Below are 19,099 nucleotides of genomic sequence, written 5' to 3' on the forward strand. Positions count from 1 at the left end.
TGTTTTTCCGGCTCAGAATCGTGCCCACGGCGTTCCAGCCCAAATTTTCTGACCGACCGGTTGTGCCCACAATATCAGCCATGATCAACGCGCTAACGAAGCCAAATTTCACAAGCTTCGCACACTGTCGCCAGACACAAACGACAGTAAAAAAATGAAGTATAGTTTTTTTATTGATGAGTCCGATTACTAGCCGCAAACACCGTGACGGCCAGCATAAATCGAATTTTGAAAAATAAATAAGTTAATTACATCAAACAAATTTGTTATGAAAACAAAATTTACCCTTTAAATTAGAATTATTCTATTGTATACTAAGGGCGATCAAACAAAGGAGGGCATTAGTTATGAGTTTAGTTGGAAAAAAAGTCGAGGCATTCAAGGCACAGGCGTACCAAAATGGTGAGTTCATTGAGGTTAATGATGCAGATTTAATGGGTCATTGGAGTGTCGTGATGTTTTACCCGGCAGATTTTTCGTTCGTTTGCCCAACTGAGTTGGAAGACTTACAAGATCAATATGCGACGCTACAACAAATGGGGGTCGAGGTTTATTCAGTTTCTGAAGACACCCACTTTGTTCACAAGGCATGGCATGATGAGTCCGAAGCAGTTGGAAAGTTACAGTATGCAATGATTGGTGATCCATCACACCAATTAGCGCGGATGTTTGACGTTTTCGATGAAGAACAGGGATTAGCGCAACGCGGAACCTTTATTTTAGACAAAGAAGGGGTTATCCAATCACTCGAAATCAACGCTGATGGCATTGGCCGGAATGCGAGTGAATACCTCGACCGGATTAAAGCGGGTCAGTACGTTGAAACCCACCCAGGTGAAGTTTGTCCTGCCAAGTGGAAGGAAGGCACCGCAACCCTAACCCCAGGACTTGATCTTGTGGGGAAGATTTAACATGCTAACAGATACATTAAAACAACAATTATCACAGTATTTGACATTATTAGTGAAGCCAGTCGTGTTCACGTTGGATGCTGGCGCTGGTCAAAATGGCGAACAAACGCACGCGTTCTTAACCGAAGTAGCGGCGTTGTCGGATAAGCTGACGGTGCAAACCGGCCAGTTGAAACGGCAACCAAGTTTTACCATTGATTTGGCGGATGGTGAACTCAGCGGTATCACGTTCGCGGGGATTCCTTTGGGACACGAATTTGAATCATTCGTACTAGCGGTGCTTCAAGTTTCAGGACATGCACCAAAGATTCCGGCTGACTTGCGACAACGCATCGAAGCCATCGATGAGCCGTTGCACTTTGAGACCTTTGCAAGCTTGAGTTGCCACAACTGCCCAGACGTTGTGCAAGCGCTGAACATGATGAGCGTGCTGAACCCGAAGATCACCCACACGATGATCGAAGGCGGCATGTATCAGGCCGAAGCTGAATCGCGCAACATCATGGCCGTGCCAACGGTGTTCTTAAACGGACAAGAATGGCATAGTGGTCGGGCGACGTTAGCGGAATTGGTCAACTTAGCCGTTGGTCAACCCGCAGTCGCACCGGTTTCAACGGCGACCCAAGAACAACTTTACGATGTTTTGATCATTGGTGGCGGTCCGGCTGCTGGTGCCGCTGCCGTCTATGCAGCTCGGAAGGGGTTAGCGACGGCGGTTGTCGCCGATCACTTCGGTGGTCAACCCCTTGAAACGGTCGGCATCGAAAACCTGATCGGCACCGACTACGTGGAAGGTGAACAACTGATGCAACGGATTCAAGCTCAGTTGACCAAATACCACGTGACGCTGATAGACGGCCAAACGGTGACGGCTCTGCAGCCGGGGAGTCCGGTGACAGTGACGTTAACTGGCGACAATCAGTTACATGCCAAAACGGTTATCATCGCAACTGGTGCGCAATGGCGTCAGGTTGGCGTGCCGGGTGAAACGAAATTTCAAAATCGCGGCGTGGCCTACTGTCCGCACTGTGATGGCCCCCTGTACCGGGATAAGGCGGTTGCGGTGATTGGCGGTGGTAACTCTGGTGTTGAAGCGGCGATTGATTTGGCAGGTATTGCCAAACACGTCACCGTGCTGGAATTCGGTGCAACGCTATCAGCTGATGCCGTGTTACAGCAGAAGTTGAAGACACTAGCGAACGTGGACGTTGCAACGAGTGCGAAAACCACAGCGATTACCGGCGATGGTCGGGTCACCGGCTTGCAGTATTTGAACCAAGCCGACCAGACCGCACAGCAGCTCAACGTTGACGGTGTCTTTGTCCAAATTGGGTTGACGCCAAACACGGACTGGTTAGGCGATACGGTTGCTCGGAACCAACACGGTGAAATCATCGTGGATCGTTCTGGGGCCACCAACGCCACCAACATTTTTGCGGCGGGTGACTGCACGGATTCAGCTTACAAGCAGATCGTGATTGCGATGGGCGCTGGCGCAACGGCCGCTCTTGGGGCGTTTGATGCGTTGGTGCGGCAGACGGTCGATTGAGTTGGCTGAAAGTTTAATGCTATTGTTATAAGGAAGCAGTTTTATGGATTTCTGAGTTTTAGGAATCTGTGAGGCTGTTTTTTTGTTGGGGTGACTGGTGAGTGAATTGAGCCGGATGGTGATGGTGGCGACGTTCATTGAGGCGACGTTGTTTTCGGCGCTTGGGGGAGTTAAGGGTGGTTTTTTTAGTAATCCTTGTGGAAGGGCAGACTTTTCCGTTTATAGGCCACCGCGCCGAAACGCGTTGGGAGAAGCAACGGACTGCATGTAAGGTAAGCTAAGCCAAACTACCCAAAAAGCGGGCAGTCTGGCTTAGCTTACCTTACACACCGTCCGTTAACCGCTTCTCCCAACGCTCTTACTTTTTCTTTAAGTCCCACCTAAAATAATGAACCCAGCCCCAACTTTTGTTAAGATAGACATAAGCGTGCGGTTCATGATTCATTTAGACCCCGCAACGCTGGTTCACAGTGGTATAGTAACAGTTGGTCAGACAAAACTGACGAACTGCAACGACTATGTCACACTTTGTGATAACTTGTTTGGATTGGCTCACAGCCGATTCACTTAATCGAATTAACGAATCCCGAATGCTAAAAATAAGGAGTTTACTCAAATGAAAATTTTAGTTGTCGATGACGATAAAGAAATTGCGCAATTACTGGAAATCTACATTAAAAACGAAGGCTACGAACCGGTTTCAGCCTACAATGGTAAGGAAGCGTTGACGAAGCTTCATACCACGCCAGATATTGGCTTGATGATTTTGGATATTATGATGCCCGAAATGAACGGGATTGAAGTGATCAAGGAAGTGCGGAAGGATTCCGAACTGCCTATTTTGATTCTGTCTGCCAAGACGGATGACATGGATAAGATTCAAGGCCTGATCAGTGGTGGGGACGATTATGTGACGAAACCCTTTAACCCACTGGAAGTCATGGCTCGGGTTAAATCACTATTGCGTCGGGCTTCAGACCACGTCACGGAAGAAAAACCAGACGTGCTTGATATTGGTTCCTTAACCATCAACAAGGATTCTCACGAAGTCAAAACCTTGTCGGGTAAGTTGATCAATTTGACCGCGCTAGAATTCGGTATTTTATACCTATTAGCTAGCCATCCTAACCGGGTCTTTTCTGCGGATGAGATTTTTGAACGGGTTTGGCGGCAAGAATCAATCGTGTCGGCCAAGACCGTCATGGTGCACGTGTCTCACTTACGGGACAAAATCGAAGAAGCAACCGATGGCGAAAAGGTGATTCAGACCGTCTGGGGTGTCGGTTACAAGATTGAAACACACTAAAGTACTGGGTAAGTAGAGAGACACTAAGCGTTGGAGGAAAATTGTGAAGTTAACCACGCGAGAAAAAAGCGCCCTTATTATGGAGGGAATCGTCACCGTTGTGATCTTGCTGTTGCTGAACCTATCAGTGATCGTGATTTTAAACGAAATGATTCAGACCAATCCGGGGCTGCAGGACGGCATCTTTATCATTAAACGCTCGGTCTTCATTGGCCCCGCACACTATCAGTTGTGGAGTTGGGAGAACATCTTCATTGCGCTGATGATCGTGTTTGACGTTGGGGTGGTGTACTGGCGGTTGATTCGGCGGTATCACCAAATGCAGTTGCGGCACATTATTGGTGAACTGCACTACATTGCCAACGGCCACTTTGATCACCGAATTCCGTTCACCTTAAAGGGTGATACACAGCGGGTCGTGACCTCGGTCAACTCGCTGGTGGATTCGGTTATCAGTTCGATCGAAGAAGAACGGCGAATCGAAAAATCCAAGGATGAACTGATCACGAACGTCAGTCATGACTTGCGGACGCCATTAACGTCGATCATCGGGTATTTAGGCCTCGTTGAAGACCGGCAGTACCATTCAGAAGAAGAGTTACTCAAATACACCAATACGGCCTTCAATAAGGCGAAGCAGATGAAGTCGCTGGTGGATGATCTTTTCGAATACACCAAAATGCGCCAAACGGATACGCCACTGACGATTGCCCATCTGGATCTCACCCAAATGATGGCGCAATTAGCGGCCAGCTTTGAACTGGAAGCCAACGAGAAGGGCATGACGCTGGTCACGGACGTCGGTGATGAACCAATCCACATTGAAGCGGATGCCGAGAAGCTCGGTCGGGTGTTTAATAACTTGATTGGTAACGCACTGAAGTACGGCGGTGATGGCAAACATATCTACCTCCGGGCTAAACAGCTCAGTGACCGGGAAGTGGCCGTCAGTGTTGAAAACGATGGGTCTAAGATTCCTGAAGCAGCGTTAGGACAGGTCTTTGAGCGCTTTTATCGTGTAGAAGAATCGCGTTCAAAAGCGACTGGTGGGACTGGCTTAGGCCTCGCCATCGCCCAAAGTATCGTGTCGCTTCACGGTGGTTATATTTACGTGACATCGGATGACGACCTCACGCGGTTTGTCATTCACTTGCCAATTAAAAACGGCGACCGGTTGAAACGGCCGGACGTCAAAAACTAACGGAGGCCAGTCACAAATGATGCAACATAACAGTCAAAAACGACGCCTACAAATCGGCTTGTTTTGGTGTGCCCTCATGCTGATTTTCAGCTTGGGTGGCGTCACCGCCCACGCGGCCGACTTAAATTTAAACGTGAAATCAGCAGTCGCCGTTGATGCGACAACCGGACAGGTGCTGTACCAAAAGAATGCCAATAAGGCGCTACCCATTGCGTCGATGACCAAGTTGCTGTCGATCTACATCGTGCTCCAACAGATCCACAGCGGCAAACTGCACTGGAACCAACAGGTGAAAGTCAGTCCCCAAATCGCCAAGATGAGTCAAAATACCGAGTTGACCAACGTGCCCCTGAGTTCAAGCCGGACGTATTCCGTTCGCGAACTCTACGATGCCACGTTGATCTATTCAGCTAACGCGGCGATTTCTGCGCTAGGTAACGCCGTATCAGGGAGCCCGCACCAGTTTATCAAGAAGATGCGGGCAACTGCCGAAGAACTGAATTTGAATAGCGCCAAACTAATCACCGCTTCGGGGATCACTAACGGGCAAGCGGCCTCGCTGGGATACAGTTCGCTGGCGTCAACGGATGAAAACACGATGTCCGCAGCCGATGTTGCCAAACTCGCTAAGGATCTATTGGCGATGTACCCACAGATTTTGAAAACCACTAGTCAGGCAACGATGTGGTTTGACAAGGGCGGGACCAGTCAAACCAAGATGACGAACTGGAACCTGATGCTAAAGGGGCTGTCACAGTACAGTTCGACCTTACCAGTTGACGGGTTAAAAACCGGGACGTCTAACGCGGCCGGTGGCAACTTCGTCGGCACGGTCAATAAGCAGGGGCACCGGATCATTACGGTGGTCATGCACGCGTCTAATCAATCGACTGGTGATCCAGCGCGGTTTGTCCAAACCCGGCACTTAATGAACTGGGTTTACGCCACTTATCGGCCAGTTACCCTTAATTCAAAGACGTACCAGGTTAAAAACATCAACGTTCCGATGGGAAAGACCACGCAGACGAACGCAACGGTTGCTGAACCAACAACCGTTTGGCTAACGAAGTCGCAGCAAACCAATCAAATCAAGGGCCATGTCACCATTAATTCGGTCTACGCTGAAAAGAAACAGGCGGGGCTGGCGGCACCGTTGAAGGCTGGGACGGTCTTTGGGACCGCTACATTGACGGTTAATGGCCAATCATTACCCCAATTAGGGCAAACGGCGTCATTAACGGTGCCAATTAAAACAACGACCAAAGTTCAACGTGCAAAGTGGATCGTTCGAACTTGGCGCCATTTATTAGCGATGATTTAGTTTTGAATTGCATTTTCGAATGTTAAACCGAACTTTTAACTTATTGTAAATACTTAAGTTCGGTAACTGGTGGATTGCAACCGGTTGAATGCGGTTAGTAAGGCGCTTTCAACTGCTTTAACTTGTGAAATCAACGTAGGAAAACTAAATGAAACATGGTAAACTAGTCTTGTATTGTGTAATTGTCTATCTGGTAGCGCGCAATTTGGCGAACTACCTAATCAAGAGTCGGAAGCTTTGTGATGGAGGCATTATTCTTGACTAAACAAGTACCAAACCCAGACGAACCTAAATGGCGGTCAACGTTACGGGTCTCGATGCCGTTGAACCTGAGTTATATTCCAATTGGCCTAGCATGTGGTGTGTTATTACACGCCGCCGGTTTCAACACGTTGTTGACGGCGATGGTGTCAATTGTGATCTTTTCTGGTGGTGCGCAATTTATGATTGCGTCCATGTTAACGATCAACGCCCCACTGTTATCAATTGTTTTGATGTTGTTCTTCTTGGAACTTCGGTACGCCCTGTTAGGGTCGAGTCTATCTCGTTATCTAACGGGTACATCGGAGAAATTCAAGCTGATTTTCGCGATTTCAATGAACGACGAAAACTACGCCGTGAACTACTTAAAGTTTGCGACGGATAAAAAATGGACCCCAAGTGAAGCCTTAATGGTAGAACACTATTCCTTACTGTTTTGGGCGGTCAGCAACATTATCGGTAGCTTAGTCGGTAGTGCGTTGAAGATCGACCTGACAGTGGTCCACTTTGCGTTAACAGCCCTGTTCCTCTACATGATCATCATGCAGGTGAAGAGTCGACTAACGATTTTAGTTGGTTTGATTGCAGCAGTGTTTGCTGTCATCTTCTTGGTGTTGACCAAGAGTACCTTGGGGCTGGTGATTTCTACGCTGATTTCGTCATTCATCGGGTTTGCCTTAGAGCACTACCTGAAGAATCGTAAACCGAACAGCCGCTTCCTCTACAAGCTCCACAGCCCAGGAAGCAAGAAGTCAGCCGTCGAAGAATCCAGTGAAAATTAGTAGGGGACACGTTTATGAATGCGGTAAATACCTGGAACACAACTCAACATTTCTGGTTAGTCGTCTTAGGCTTCTTCGTGGCGTTTGCACCACGTTACTTGCCCATTAAGATTTTTACAAAACGGAAGATTCCGGAATGGTTCAACGAATGGATGCGGTTCGTTCCCGTATCGTTGTTCACGGCGCTGGTCGTCAAAGACGTCTTTATCAGTGCCACTTATCAAGTCGACATTATCCACCATCTGCCCGAAATCATCGCGGCAGTGATCGTCGGCTTCATCGCGTACTTCACCCGCTCAATGGCGATTTCAGTCATTGTCGGACTCGTCAGCGTGTTCTTGCTGGCGATGGTACTTTAAACTTTGCTACTGATGCACCTGTATCGGCTCTATGCTGATGCGGGTGCTTTTTTATTGGCGTTTGTGAAATACGATTTGCTTGAGCTTTCGATTCCGGTAGGCAGCTAGGTGGATGCTGTGGGGACCGGGCTGAGCCGAAGGGCGGTCTCAGCCCTCGACTTGAAGCCTCGCCAAACCCGTCCGAGTCTTCAAGTCGTCCCCGATGATAGGCGGTTGTCGGAAGTACGCCACCAACCACTTATCATCGCGACACAGCATCCACCTAGCTGCCTACCTCCATCTGACATTGGTGCAATTCAGCACGATTGCGGATCATCTCAAGTAATTGACTGCACAGCTTGCTACAATTGTAATGACTGGTACGGTGTGACAAACGCTCAAACCAGTCAGTGCTAACGGACAAGCGTCGATCCATGTTGAACGCTGACGCAACGCGCTTGAACGTGTGGCTGACCGAGATGTTCGCAATTGTCACCGTGCGACAGTTTCGCCCTTCATGATAAATTTTCGGGAGTGCGGTCTTGCTGCCGACAACCCGCAAACAAGAGGTCGGTCAGAAAATTGGGCCTCAGCCATGAAATTACACTTAGGCGGCGTACTTTGCCGTCTTAGTGTAAGACCGAATTCTGAGACGTGATCTTTCGGCTCAGAATCGTGTCCATGGCGTTCCAGCGCCCAAATTTTCTGACCGACCGGGCGTCCCCACAATATCACCCATGATTAACGAAGTTTAGAGGCCAAACTTCACATAACAAGTAACAGTTATATCAAATTTTACGAATCAAAACTGCCCGGGTAAATCAGTGCATGTTATAATTGATAAAAGTACGCCGATTGGTGACCGAGTCTGGTCCCCGGCCAAATGAGAGTGGAGGGAATTAGATTGAAAAAGTGGGTTTGGACAATCATTGCCGTGGTCGTTATTGCGGTGGCAGGTGGATATGCCTATGCCAATCACCGGATGACCCAGCAAACGTACACGGCGGCGATGACGGCTGCAAAGAACGCCGTGCAGGATAAGAACTATTCAGTAGCGGAGGCGGCCTTTCAGGAAGCCTTGCGTCATAAGTCAAACGATGCCACAGCACAACGGTATTTGACCCAGACACAGGACTTTGCGTCTGCCGAGTCAGCGATGGGTGATAGTGACTTTGATTCAGCGAAGTCTGATTACACTAAGGTTAAGACAACCGCTGATGGGTACAGCATCTTAACGCAACGGGCAACCAAGGCCTTGAAGCAATTGAAGACGATTCAGTTGAAAGAGGACATGTACCAACAAATCTATGATCAAGCGATGACCGAGTACAATGGCCAATCGTACACGCAATCCAACGCAACTTTGGACCGCATCTTCAAGGATAGCGATGCTAAGCAAAGCTACTACACCGACATCTACAACCAAGCGGTGGACCTACGAAGTGCCAACAATAAGGCCATCAAGGGTGGCGGCGATGGCACGCCAGCTGATGATTCTTCATCATCAACTAGCGCAACCACGACCAGCAGCTCATCAGATGCCACAACCAGCGATAGCAGTACCAGCAGTACCGTTGCTGGTTTAACGGACTCTGAAAGTGCCGCAGCTAAGAACTACAAGGGTTCCAACGAGTACACGGTACCGAAGTCACGGACCCAATTGAACGGCAAGACAATTACGGCAGCTCAAATTACCGCTGCCCGCAAGACATTGAAGGCCGCTGGCATCCAACCAGGTAGCTTCTCCGACCAAGATATTCGGGATGGCTTGATTGCCGCACAAAAGGCGGGGACGTCATTTAAGACCTACGCTGAAAAGAACTACAAATAAGCACGAACGAGTCGTTCTTGGGTCACTTGGGTGATCACAGGAACGATTTTCGCATCACGCTAATTGGTCAAAGGGGGCACCAATTTGGGGTTATATCAACGCTTTGTCAGGAACGTCACGCTTCGCCGCTGGGTGGTACTCGGTGTGCTGATCCTGGTTCTCTGGCTTGTGCGGGCAGAAATGAATAAAATATTACTGACGTTTATCTTCACGTTCTTGGTGCTGCGCTTGATCAAAGGCATCCAACGACACGTTAAAATACCGTCGCAGATCATCGTCGTCGTGGTGTACCTGCTGGTGTTACTGTTACTGTATCTGGGTATCACCAACTACATTCCTAAAATCGCCAAGCAGGTGGTCGCTACCGTCCAGTCAATCTACACGTTCTATCAGAGTTCATCTAACGATACGAACCAGACGGTCAAATTCATCTCAGATTGGCTGAACCGCTCGAACCTGATGCCACAGGTCAAGGGTGGCTTGAAGGTCGTGGTGGACTACATTACCAGCATCGGCTCTTTCGGGGTCACGTTCGTGTTGTCCCTGATCCTCAGCTTCTTCTTTACGATTGAAGAAAAGCCAATGCGGTCGTTCTCACGACTGTTTATGAGCAGTGACTACGACTGGTTCTTCCAGGATATCTACTACTTCGCCCACAAGTTTGCGGATACCTTCGGCGTAGTGTTAGAAGCGCAGTTTTTGATTGCCATTTTCAACACGGTGATCACGACCATCGGCCTCGCATTTATGCACATCCCACAACTCTTGGTCGTGGCGGTGATGGTCTTCATTCTCAGTCTGGTGCCAGTAGCCGGGGTGATTATCTCCGCAATTCCGCTGACGATTCTGGGATATTCCGTTGGTGGTTTCCGCGACGTGGTGACGATCGTTATCCTATTACTGGTCGTTCACGCGTTAGAAGCCTACGTCCTTAACCCAAAGCTGATGTCCAGCAAGACCGAGCTGCCAATCTTCTACACCTTCGTTGTGCTGCTAGCCGGCGAAGCGTTGTGGGGGACTTGGGGCTTGATCGTTGGGGTGCCAGTGTTCACCTTCTTCCTCGACATTCTCGGGGTGAAGAAGGCGCATGGCTTGCACGTGCCACCATCCCAACTAACGAAAAAGTTAAAACGGCGCCGTGCCAAAACGGATGAACATGACGACTAAGCAACCCATTTTCAGGAGGTTAGATTTTGAAAAAGACACTACAGTTTCTCATTCCCATCGCGATTGGCTTGTTGTTAGCTATCGGGATTCGGGTGTTTTGGCTAGTTCCCGTCAGCGTTGACGGGACGTCAATGGCGCCCAACTTGAAGAACTCGCAACGCATCATTGCGGTTAAAACGGCAAGCATCAAGCGGTTCTCCGTCATCGTTTTTGACGCGGAAGGCGTTGACAGTAACGCAGCCCCTAAGGAAAACTACGTCAAGCGGGTCATCGGCCTGCCAGGAGACACGATTCGCTACACAAAGACGGGGAAGCTCTACGTCAACGGTAAGTACCAAGCGCAGAACTTTATTTCAAAATACCAACAAGAGGCCGGGACTACATCGACCTTTAAGAACGGCTTCAACTTAGTGACCGCTGCTCGTCAAAACGACTGGAGCAACAAGTGGAGCTTAGCCATCGGTAACAACCGGATCAACAAGGTGCCAAAGGGCTGTTACTTCGTGATGGGGGACCACCGAAGCGTTTCTGAAGACGGCCGGGTCTACGGGTTCGTGCCAAAGAGCCACGTGGTCGGGGTCGTGAAGGTTGGTTTCTGGAACAGTAAGCACAAGATTATTAACAATTATTCGAACTAATGAGAGCGGACCAAAACTCGTTTAGGTCCCAGAATATAAGAGAACAGGCCCGTAGATTCCTGGTTTTGGAATCTACGGGCCTGTTCTCTTATATGGCCGGGGCCTGAGTTTTGGCGCGCGTTTAGACTAGATAACAGTCTTGAAATTGAGTGAAATTTTTAATCAGTTTTGAGTTGAGAAACTGGTTCGATACTTACCAATATCGATTAACCTCACCGTTTTTTGAAAGGATGCGTTAACATGACAAATCGGGAACGAATGACAACGCCTGAACCTTACGTGGTGGATGGGCGTCAAATGCCAGCTAAAAGCCAACAGCGAGCCAAAAAACTCTGCTGGCAGCTCAATCAAATGGATCCAGATGTGGGTGAAGCGCGGCATAAGATCCTCATGCAGTTATTTGGGACGGTAACCAACACGACTTTCGTGGAGGCCGGCTTTCACTGCGATTACGGTTTCAACATTCACTTCCACGGGTTAGCGCTGTTGAACTACAACGTGACGATTTTGGATACCTCACCAGTGCACATCGGTGCCGGGGCGTTCATTGCGCCCGGCGTGGTGTTGGCCTGTTCTGGCCATGCGATGCTGGGGGAACAGCGTGCAGAAGGCGTCATGACGAGTGCCCCAATTACGTTGGCGGATAATGTTTGGTTAGGCGCCAACGTGGTGGTTACCGGTGGCGTGACGATTGGCGCTGGCAGTATCATTGGTGCCGGCAGCGTGGTCAACCATGATATTCCGGCTGGTGTGGTGGCAGTGGGCAGTCCCTGTCGCGTGTTACGGGAAGTGACCTAGGCGGATCGGGTTGCATTGACCCCCGGTATGAGCGATTAACTCATAAATTTCACAAACCTTAACAAAATGTGCTTTGGTCCAACCACTACGCGAATTGGACCCGTTTTCAATTTGTGAAAGCGAGAAATGTTACTGTATTTAAACCGAATATGGTGTAAAATAGGCAAGTAATTAAAAGAAGAAAGAGGTTATTGACGAATGGCTAAATTAGTATTGATCCGTCACGGTCAAAGTGAATGGAACTTATCTAACCAATTTACAGGTTGGGTTGACGTTAACTTAAGCGACGAAGGGGTTAAGCAAGCCCAAAACGCTGGTAAGTTGATCAAGGAAGCCGGCATCGAATTCGATTACGCCTTCACCTCAGTTTTGACGCGTGCCATCAAGACGTTGCACTACGCTTTGGAATACTCAGACCAACTCTGGATTCCAGAAACCAAGACTTGGCGCTTGAACGAACGTCACTACGGCGCATTGCAAGGCCAAAACAAGGCCGAAGCCGCTGAAAAGTTCGGCGAAGACCAAGTTCACATCTGGCGTCGTTCATACGACGTCTTGCCTCCACTTTTGAGTGCCGATGATGAAGGATCAGCAGCTAACGACCGTCGTTACGCTAACCTTGACCCTAACATCGTGCCTGGTGGCGAAAACTTGAAGGTTACCCTTGAACGGGTTATGCCATTCTGGGAAGATGAAATCGCACCTAAGTTGCTTGACGGCAAGAACGTCATCATCGCAGCCCACGGTAACTCATTACGTGCCTTGAGCAAGTACATCGAAGGTATCAGTGATGAAGATATCATCAACCTTGAAATGAAGACTGGCCAACCAGTTGTTTATGACTTCAACGAAAAGCTTGAAGTTCAAAGCAAGACTAAGTTAGGTTAATCAGCAACTCAAACTTTTAGCTCACAACTAAAGTTAAACACAAAAAAATGATCACTGAAGGGTGGCAATTAAGGCCCAGTGGTGATCATTTTTCTGTGCGGATTATGGATAAATAGGGATAATGTGGGCACTAACGGTCACCAATCGGCGCTGATTGGTCGCTAGGGTCGCTATTATCGACAGTCAAAATAAAAAATTTATAATCGAATTGGAGTATATATACCTTGGATAACGTACTAGAACAAGAAGTCACACAACGCGAAATGATGAAGATCATCGGCCTTTTCCGGAAGAATAGCTTCCGTGGTGAATACGAGAGCTTTGAGCATGGCAAAGGTGGTCAGGACGAATACATGGTCGTTTTGACTGATGAGAAGTCAGGCGTTAAGGGATTATTCAAGGCTGATTTAGGGACTGGTTCGATTGAGTTCCAGCATGTGGTGATGGATTAATTTGTCACTGAACTTATAGGTATATGAGAAAGACGAAGCTTGCGGTTGTGCGAGCTTCGTCCTTTTTGTTGATATGCTATTTCATAAGTTTCATACACTTGGCTTTATCGTTTAATTATTATTGATATCCGTAATGAAATTTACCCACTTCTGAGCGACATTATTTTGTGAATAAGGAATCATAGATTTCATGGCATTTTGACTATAATTTTTTAAGATATTACGATTATTCAATAAGTGAAGCAAAGTTCGCTGTAGGGTCCAAGTATCACCAGCAGGAACTAATTTTCCTGTTTGGTTGTCTTTAACAAGTTCTCTAGGTCCATAGTTTATATTATAGCTAACCACAGGACAACCATGTCCAAGCGCCTCTAAAATAGCCATGGAAAATCCCTCATAGGCACTAGTTAATATTTCAATATCAGCTGATTGGTAAACTGATGTTAAGTCCTCTTGATAGCCGCAAAAATGAATATACTTACCAGCACCAGCTGTTTCAACTAGTTGACGTAATCTAGTTGAAGTTTCATAGTTTTTCCAATCATCATCATAGCCATAAATTTTCAAATCAACAAATGGTAATTTTTGATGAATGGAAATTACTGTAGTAATTAGTTGATCTAACTGTTTAACCGGTGTCAAACGTGCAATTGCAATTAATTGTCCAGGAGTTCGTTTGATAAAGGGGACCGGCTGTAAAAATAACTTTTCTGGCAAGTAACTGACTGGAATTGAATAGCAAGGTATCTTTATTTCTGGATGTTTCCGTAAGTCTACCGCTTCTTGTCTGGTCGCGCATATAATACCGTTTATCTTATTTTCTAACGTAAATAGTTGTTTTATATGGGGGAAAATCTCTCCCTGAGATTGTGCGTTCTTTGTAAAGACTGAATGTAAAATAACAAATTTTTTTGCTGGCTCATTCATTAATTTAAAAGGTTGCAATACGTAATCTTCTCGATCCGAGTATAAGACCGTTTCTGAACCATTTTTTATTAGTTCATCCAAAAAATAAGCCCAAAACTCAGCTTCTTGATCAAATTGATACCATTTTTTTAGATGATTCAGTTGAATTAAGGTTAAAACCGGAATGTTACCAGCACCACCACGATAATGGTAAATCAAAAAAACTTTTCCCTGACTGTTATAATAGGTTCGAGTAATTAATTTTCCTCTATCATCGAAATACTCAGAATAACTTAGCTGATTATTGACATAAAAATCCCGCCGATCTGTGAATCCCCAGCAATCGATATATGTAACATAATCAATTTTTCCTTGATATTTTGTAACTTGAATTCTAAGCTTTTGTTTAATAAATCCTTGATTTTCCTTAACAGTTAATCTGTTATCGCTCAATAAATTCTCTAATAATTCATTAGTGTTGATATTAGTCTTATCCATATTTAATTCTTGAAAATAAGCAATCGGATTAATAACATCGTTATTGATGTCTAATTTTTTCCAAATCTGCCACTGATAACGAGAATAATCGAGTGCAATAATTCTAGCGGATACGCTTAATGTTTTAAAAAGTTTTAGTCGCTTAATTTCGGCCAATTCAATAGCTGACGTTAGTTTATCAATTCTTGATGTAATAAAATAATGCATAATAAAATCCCCTATCATTATATAAAAGGCAGTAGTGATTGATTTCACTACTACCCTTTAATGTTTTTACAATTACTCAGTTAGTCTTTTCGCTTTTTCCCAAAAACTAACCAACTAGTTAGACTACCCAACATAAGTAATAAGGTACCTAATACTGAAATAGAACTTTCTGATTTTTCATGAGTTTGAGGTAAAGTTTTGTTATTCTCAGAAGTTAAATTATTTGTTCTAGCTTGTTTTCCTTCAGTATGGTTAATTAATTTATTAACATTAATTGGCTGAGTTGGCTGAGTTGGCTGAGTTGGCTGAGTTGGCTGAGTCGGCTGAGTCGGCTGAGTCGGTTGAGTTGGCTGAGTCGGTTGAGTTGGATGAGTCGGTTGAGTCGGTTGAGTTGGCTGAGTTGGTTGAGTCGGTTGAGTCGGTTGAGTCGGTTGAGTCGGTTGAGTTGGCTGAGTTGGCTGAGTTGGCTGAGTCGGTTGAGTTGGCTGAGTTGGCTGAGTCGGTTGAGTCGGTTGAGTTGGCTGAGTTGGTTGAGTCGGTTGAGTCGGTTGAGTCGGTTGAGTCGGTTGAGTTGGCTGAGTTGGCTGAGGATGAATATCCCATCTATGAGACTCACCACCGGTTATGTTAACAGTATCGGCGACAATATTTCCGTCAATATTGACTCCAGCATTTATAGTTGCGTTAGGTGCTAAAATACTCCCCATAAAGCGACCACTATTGAAATCGAAAGTTTGTTCTTTAATACCTAAATTCCATAATATATGATTTGGCTCTGTATGACCTTCACCATTAGGCAAAGAATTCGCTCCATCGGTATAATTTAATTGAACTTTTGTAGAAATATTTTGAGTGCCGCCTGGAATATCGGTAACGTTAATAACAATAGTTGAGCCATCTAAATCACTTGAGATTCCCGTAATGGTGATAGGTTGTGGTGCACTAAGAATGGTAAAAGGAATGCTTACATAAATAATGCCATCAGTTGCAGTGGCATCTGATACGTCAATTGATTGATTATTTTGATCCGAAAAATCTTTTTTTATGCCTTGAGAATCTGGATTGCCTGAAAAAATAACAGAATTCTGTTTCAATTCACTAAAAACTTGATCAAAATCAATGTATGTTTGGCCATTAGTATCTTGATAAACATCTTCAGGACTCAAATGAGTCATAGTGATACCATTGATCAGAACTTCATCGTTTATAATTGATATATTAACATCTTTGCCTAATACCACATGATTGAATGTGGTATTTCTAAAAACATTGCTTTGAAGATTCTTTGCTAGTTGTTGAATATAGTAAATATCACCGCTAGTTAAATTATAGGAATCGCCCCGGGTGCCAAAATCATTTATACTATTTAAAACCTTAACAGCTAAATTACCATTTGTATCGGCTGTTAAATTAGCTTGATTTGCAAAAATATGAAATAGAGAAGCTAATTTCAAAACACTATTAGCATTTAGATTATTAATATCAATTCCCAGAGATTTTAAATAATCGTCGTTATCAATAGAAGTTGCTGATTGAATATTATTAGAACTAGATGGTGATATAACACTTTTAACTTCAGATTTCTTTTTTAATCCACTGCTGGTTATCTCAAATTTATTTGCCGACCTAACTTTTAATGCAACAGATGTACTATCGTCACTATCAGAAACTGCACTTGACGCATTAGTCGTTGTAGCAGGAGCTGATGTACTATCATCACTATCAGAAACTGCACTTGACGCATTAGTCGTTGTAGCAGGAGCTGATGTACTATCATCACTATCAGAAACTGCACTTGACGTATTAGTTGCTTTAGGGACGGAGGTACTGTCACTATTAACGGAAACTACGTCTGATGCACTGGTTGTTGACGTTGTAGATATTATATTATCCGCTTTTATTGTATACGCACCCTTACTTAATCCAACGCCTAAAGTAACTACAGTAATTGCTGCAAAAGTCCAATTCTTACCACTTTTATAATTATTGAAATGTAGTTTTTTCATAAAATCCCCTCTGATAATTGCGTATAATCAAATTAGGTACACTTAAAATGATCAAATGGAGGCCTTTCAAAATTACCCAAAAATTAGTTTAACTTTGAAAATAGGTATTGGATATTATGATTTTTTAATCGCTTCTGTTATATTAATTAGTCCGTTATGTTACAATGTACTTGTTCATTTAGAGTGTACCTAAAATGAACAAGCCATGATATACTGATTACTACGTTTAAAATTCACGATTTTTAAACACAAACCTTATGAAAGATAGTTGACCATTATACATGTCTAAATTATTTTGATTATTTTTTTACTAGGCGGTGATTTTATGCGTGTTGGTTACGCTCGGGTTAGTTCAGCTGATCAAAATTTAGATCGTCAGATTACTCAATTGCATCAAGTGGATGTCAAGAAAATATTTCAGGAAAAAGCTTCAGGTAAAACCACCCAACGAAAGCAATTACAAACCCTACTAAAATTTATTCAGCAAGATGATGAAATTGTTGTTTCAAGCTTGGACCGTTTAGGACGTAACAGCGAAGATTTAACTCGGATAATCGAAATTATTCGACGTAAAGGTGCCGTGTTAAATGTTTTAGATTTACCTTCTTTTGAAGGAGTTCGTGACCGTAATTTAAAAGCATTATTAACAAATTTAGTACTGGAAATACAAAAATACACAGCTGAAAATGAACGTGAAAAGATTCGTGAACGGCAGCGACAAGGTATTCAAGCTGCAAAGAAACGTGGAGTTTATAAAGGCCGATCACCGCAATATGCCGCCGACTCAAATAATCCTCAAAAACGATTAATCTATGAACAAATTGTAAATTTATTGTTGATGAAATCTAAAGGGACCGAAATATCTATCACTGAAATCGCTCAACGTACTGGTGTATCTAGAAATACGGTTTATCATATTCAACGCCAGTTAAATAAACAGGCTGGAAAAAAACGCAGTCTCAAAGAATAAAATAATGGGTACCGTCAAAGTGATTTGCTTTGACAGTACCCATTATTTTTATGTACACAGGGAACCCAATCCTGTTATTATATTAGCGACTAAACAAACACAATAAGGAGGGGGTTCTATGTGTCAAAATTATAACACAGTTGAAGTTAGTTTCGTCCTCAACTTTGATTTCGATATTCCGTATGATCATGTTGCTCGATTGATCAGTTTGTTCGTATATTCAATTCCAGTACAGGTAAGGGCGGTCAAGACGAGTACATGGTTACTTTGACTGATGAGAAGTCAGGCGTTAAGGGACTATTCAAGGCAGATTTGGGGACTGGTTCGATTGAGTTCCAGCATGTGGTGATGGATTAGTTCATCGCTAAATTTATCGTCGTTAATTGGGAGAAAATAATTTAAATACAAATTAGGTTTCAGTTGGAATTTAGTAAGCGTATAATTTAGTCGAAGTAAATTTCATGAAATTAGAGGTTTGAGGTTATGTGGGAAAGTCGAAAAGAGTAATGATTGCAATGTTGGCAGGTTCTACAGTCGGAATGGGTGGATTTGGACTCCATTCGATTTTAAGTGATGGCTCAAACGTAGCCTTCGCTGCGGTTTCAAGTACTTTTAATTCGGATTATAAGGCAGTTATGGCGTCCGTGAAGCAGTCGAGTCCGGCTGTGCAGCTTAGTTATGGCACCTATGAACTTGGTGTTATCAAGATCCATCCAGAAGAAGCCTATGAGAAGAATGGTTTTAATATTAGTAATCTTCCAAAACAGCAAGCCTATTATGTACTTTATGGAGATGCTAATGGTCTATCAAATGAAAATCCGGTAAATGTGTCTGAGTATGACCATGACTGGGCGGGATTGACGACTCTTTACGATCATTTTAAAACACGATTTTCAAAGGCAGAGCAAAACAAGCTGTCTGGGTGTCAATGGCGATGTAAAAATGTAGGTTTATGGCGGTTAGAAAATGTAGGTTTTAGGCGGTCAATCGGCACCCTTCAAACGGTATGATTTACCCGTGATTTTCACGACATGTACGTGGTGGACTACTCGGTCTAGGATAGCGCGGC

Annotated in this window: 17 protein-coding genes and 1 pseudogene; 15 read left to right on the forward strand and 3 right to left on the reverse strand. The window is 44.8% G+C overall.

Features of this window, described 5'->3' with window-relative positions; all coding sequences use genetic code 11:
- Positions 1–347: 347 nt before the first annotated feature.
- The 13 genes from ahpC (at position 348) to ACYVR3_RS13010 (ending at position 13,443) form a co-directional block, all read left to right on the forward strand.
- The gene (ahpC, locus tag ACYVR3_RS12950; RefSeq protein ID WP_054737273.1) at positions 348–911 is read left to right on the forward strand and encodes an alkyl hydroperoxide reductase subunit C; all 564 of its coding nucleotides are present in this window, start codon (positions 348–350) and stop codon (positions 909–911) included.
- A 1-nt stretch (position 912) separates the two neighbouring features.
- Entirely contained in the window at positions 913–2,460 is a 1,548-nt protein-coding gene (gene ahpF, locus ACYVR3_RS12955; RefSeq protein ID WP_461244585.1) for an alkyl hydroperoxide reductase subunit F, read from the forward strand.
- Positions 2,461–3,076: 616 nt separating this feature from the next.
- Complete coding sequence (gene croR / locus ACYVR3_RS12960; protein WP_057152428.1) at positions 3,077–3,766, forward strand: response regulator transcription factor CroR; 690 nt, start codon at positions 3,077–3,079, stop codon at positions 3,764–3,766.
- Positions 3,767–3,809: 43 nt separating this feature from the next.
- The gene (locus tag ACYVR3_RS12965) at positions 3,810–4,967 is read left to right on the forward strand and encodes a sensor histidine kinase (RefSeq protein ID WP_054733790.1); all 1,158 of its coding nucleotides are present in this window, start codon (positions 3,810–3,812) and stop codon (positions 4,965–4,967) included.
- A 16-nt stretch (positions 4,968–4,983) separates the two neighbouring features.
- On the forward strand, positions 4,984–6,288 hold the full coding sequence (locus ACYVR3_RS12970) for a D-alanyl-D-alanine carboxypeptidase family protein (protein ID WP_461244586.1): 1,305 nt from the start codon (positions 4,984–4,986) through the stop codon (positions 6,286–6,288).
- A gap of 242 nt (positions 6,289–6,530) precedes the next feature.
- Positions 6,531–7,331 carry an AzlC family ABC transporter permease gene (locus tag ACYVR3_RS12975; protein WP_057152426.1) on the forward strand — a complete coding sequence of 267 codons (801 nt, stop codon included), beginning with the start codon at positions 6,531–6,533 and terminating at the stop codon, positions 7,329–7,331.
- A 14-nt stretch (positions 7,332–7,345) separates the two neighbouring features.
- Positions 7,346–7,690 (forward strand): AzlD domain-containing protein, encoded by a 345-nt coding sequence (locus tag ACYVR3_RS12980; protein WP_054733795.1) that lies wholly within the window; start codon positions 7,346–7,348, stop codon positions 7,688–7,690.
- Positions 7,691–8,573: 883 nt separating this feature from the next.
- Positions 8,574–9,500, forward strand: a complete 927-nt coding sequence (locus ACYVR3_RS12985; RefSeq protein ID WP_461244587.1) for a hypothetical protein — start codon at positions 8,574–8,576, stop codon at positions 9,498–9,500.
- An 84-nt stretch (positions 9,501–9,584) separates the two neighbouring features.
- Positions 9,585–10,667, forward strand: a complete 1,083-nt coding sequence (locus ACYVR3_RS12990) for an AI-2E family transporter (protein WP_461244588.1) — start codon at positions 9,585–9,587, stop codon at positions 10,665–10,667.
- 26 nt (positions 10,668–10,693) lie between these two features.
- The gene (gene lepB / locus ACYVR3_RS12995; RefSeq protein WP_082624517.1) at positions 10,694–11,305 is read left to right on the forward strand and encodes a signal peptidase I; all 612 of its coding nucleotides are present in this window, start codon (positions 10,694–10,696) and stop codon (positions 11,303–11,305) included.
- Between the two features lie 240 nt (positions 11,306–11,545).
- Positions 11,546–12,103, forward strand: a complete 558-nt coding sequence (locus tag ACYVR3_RS13000; RefSeq protein ID WP_461244589.1) for a sugar O-acetyltransferase — start codon at positions 11,546–11,548, stop codon at positions 12,101–12,103.
- Positions 12,104–12,301: 198 nt separating this feature from the next.
- Positions 12,302–12,991 (forward strand): 2,3-diphosphoglycerate-dependent phosphoglycerate mutase, encoded by a 690-nt coding sequence (locus ACYVR3_RS13005; protein WP_461244590.1) that lies wholly within the window; start codon positions 12,302–12,304, stop codon positions 12,989–12,991.
- Between the two features lie 224 nt (positions 12,992–13,215).
- Positions 13,216–13,443, forward strand: a complete 228-nt coding sequence (locus ACYVR3_RS13010) for a hypothetical protein (protein ID WP_461244591.1) — start codon at positions 13,216–13,218, stop codon at positions 13,441–13,443.
- 111 nt (positions 13,444–13,554) lie between these two features.
- Here ACYVR3_RS13010 and ACYVR3_RS13015 read toward each other — a convergent pair whose 3' ends face one another.
- Complete coding sequence (locus tag ACYVR3_RS13015) at positions 13,555–15,054, reverse strand: glycosyltransferase (RefSeq protein ID WP_461244592.1); 1,500 nt, start codon at positions 15,052–15,054, stop codon at positions 13,555–13,557.
- Positions 15,055–15,134: 80 nt separating this feature from the next.
- Positions 15,135–17,060, reverse strand: coding sequence for a collagen-binding domain-containing protein (locus ACYVR3_RS13020; protein ID WP_461244593.1), 1,926 nt, complete (start codon positions 17,058–17,060; stop codon positions 15,135–15,137).
- A gap of 325 nt (positions 17,061–17,385) precedes the next feature.
- Between ACYVR3_RS13020 and ACYVR3_RS13025 the strand changes: the two genes are divergently transcribed.
- Both ACYVR3_RS13025 and ACYVR3_RS13030 read left to right on the forward strand, forming a co-directional pair.
- On the forward strand, positions 17,386–18,030 hold the full coding sequence (locus ACYVR3_RS13025) for a recombinase family protein (RefSeq protein WP_461244594.1): 645 nt from the start codon (positions 17,386–17,388) through the stop codon (positions 18,028–18,030).
- Between the two features lie 485 nt (positions 18,031–18,515).
- On the forward strand, positions 18,516–19,040 hold the full coding sequence (locus ACYVR3_RS13030; RefSeq protein WP_461244595.1) for a hypothetical protein: 525 nt from the start codon (positions 18,516–18,518) through the stop codon (positions 19,038–19,040).
- Here ACYVR3_RS13030 and ACYVR3_RS13035 read toward each other — a convergent pair.
- A pseudogene (locus ACYVR3_RS13035) lies at positions 19,014–19,094 on the reverse strand (ATP-binding protein); the annotation flags it as partial. The gene ACYVR3_RS13030 and the pseudogene ACYVR3_RS13035 sit on opposite strands and share 27 nt — an antisense overlap.
- Between the last annotated feature and the right edge of the window lie 5 nt (positions 19,095–19,099).

It is taken from the genome of Secundilactobacillus muriivasis, from assembly GCF_054785195.1.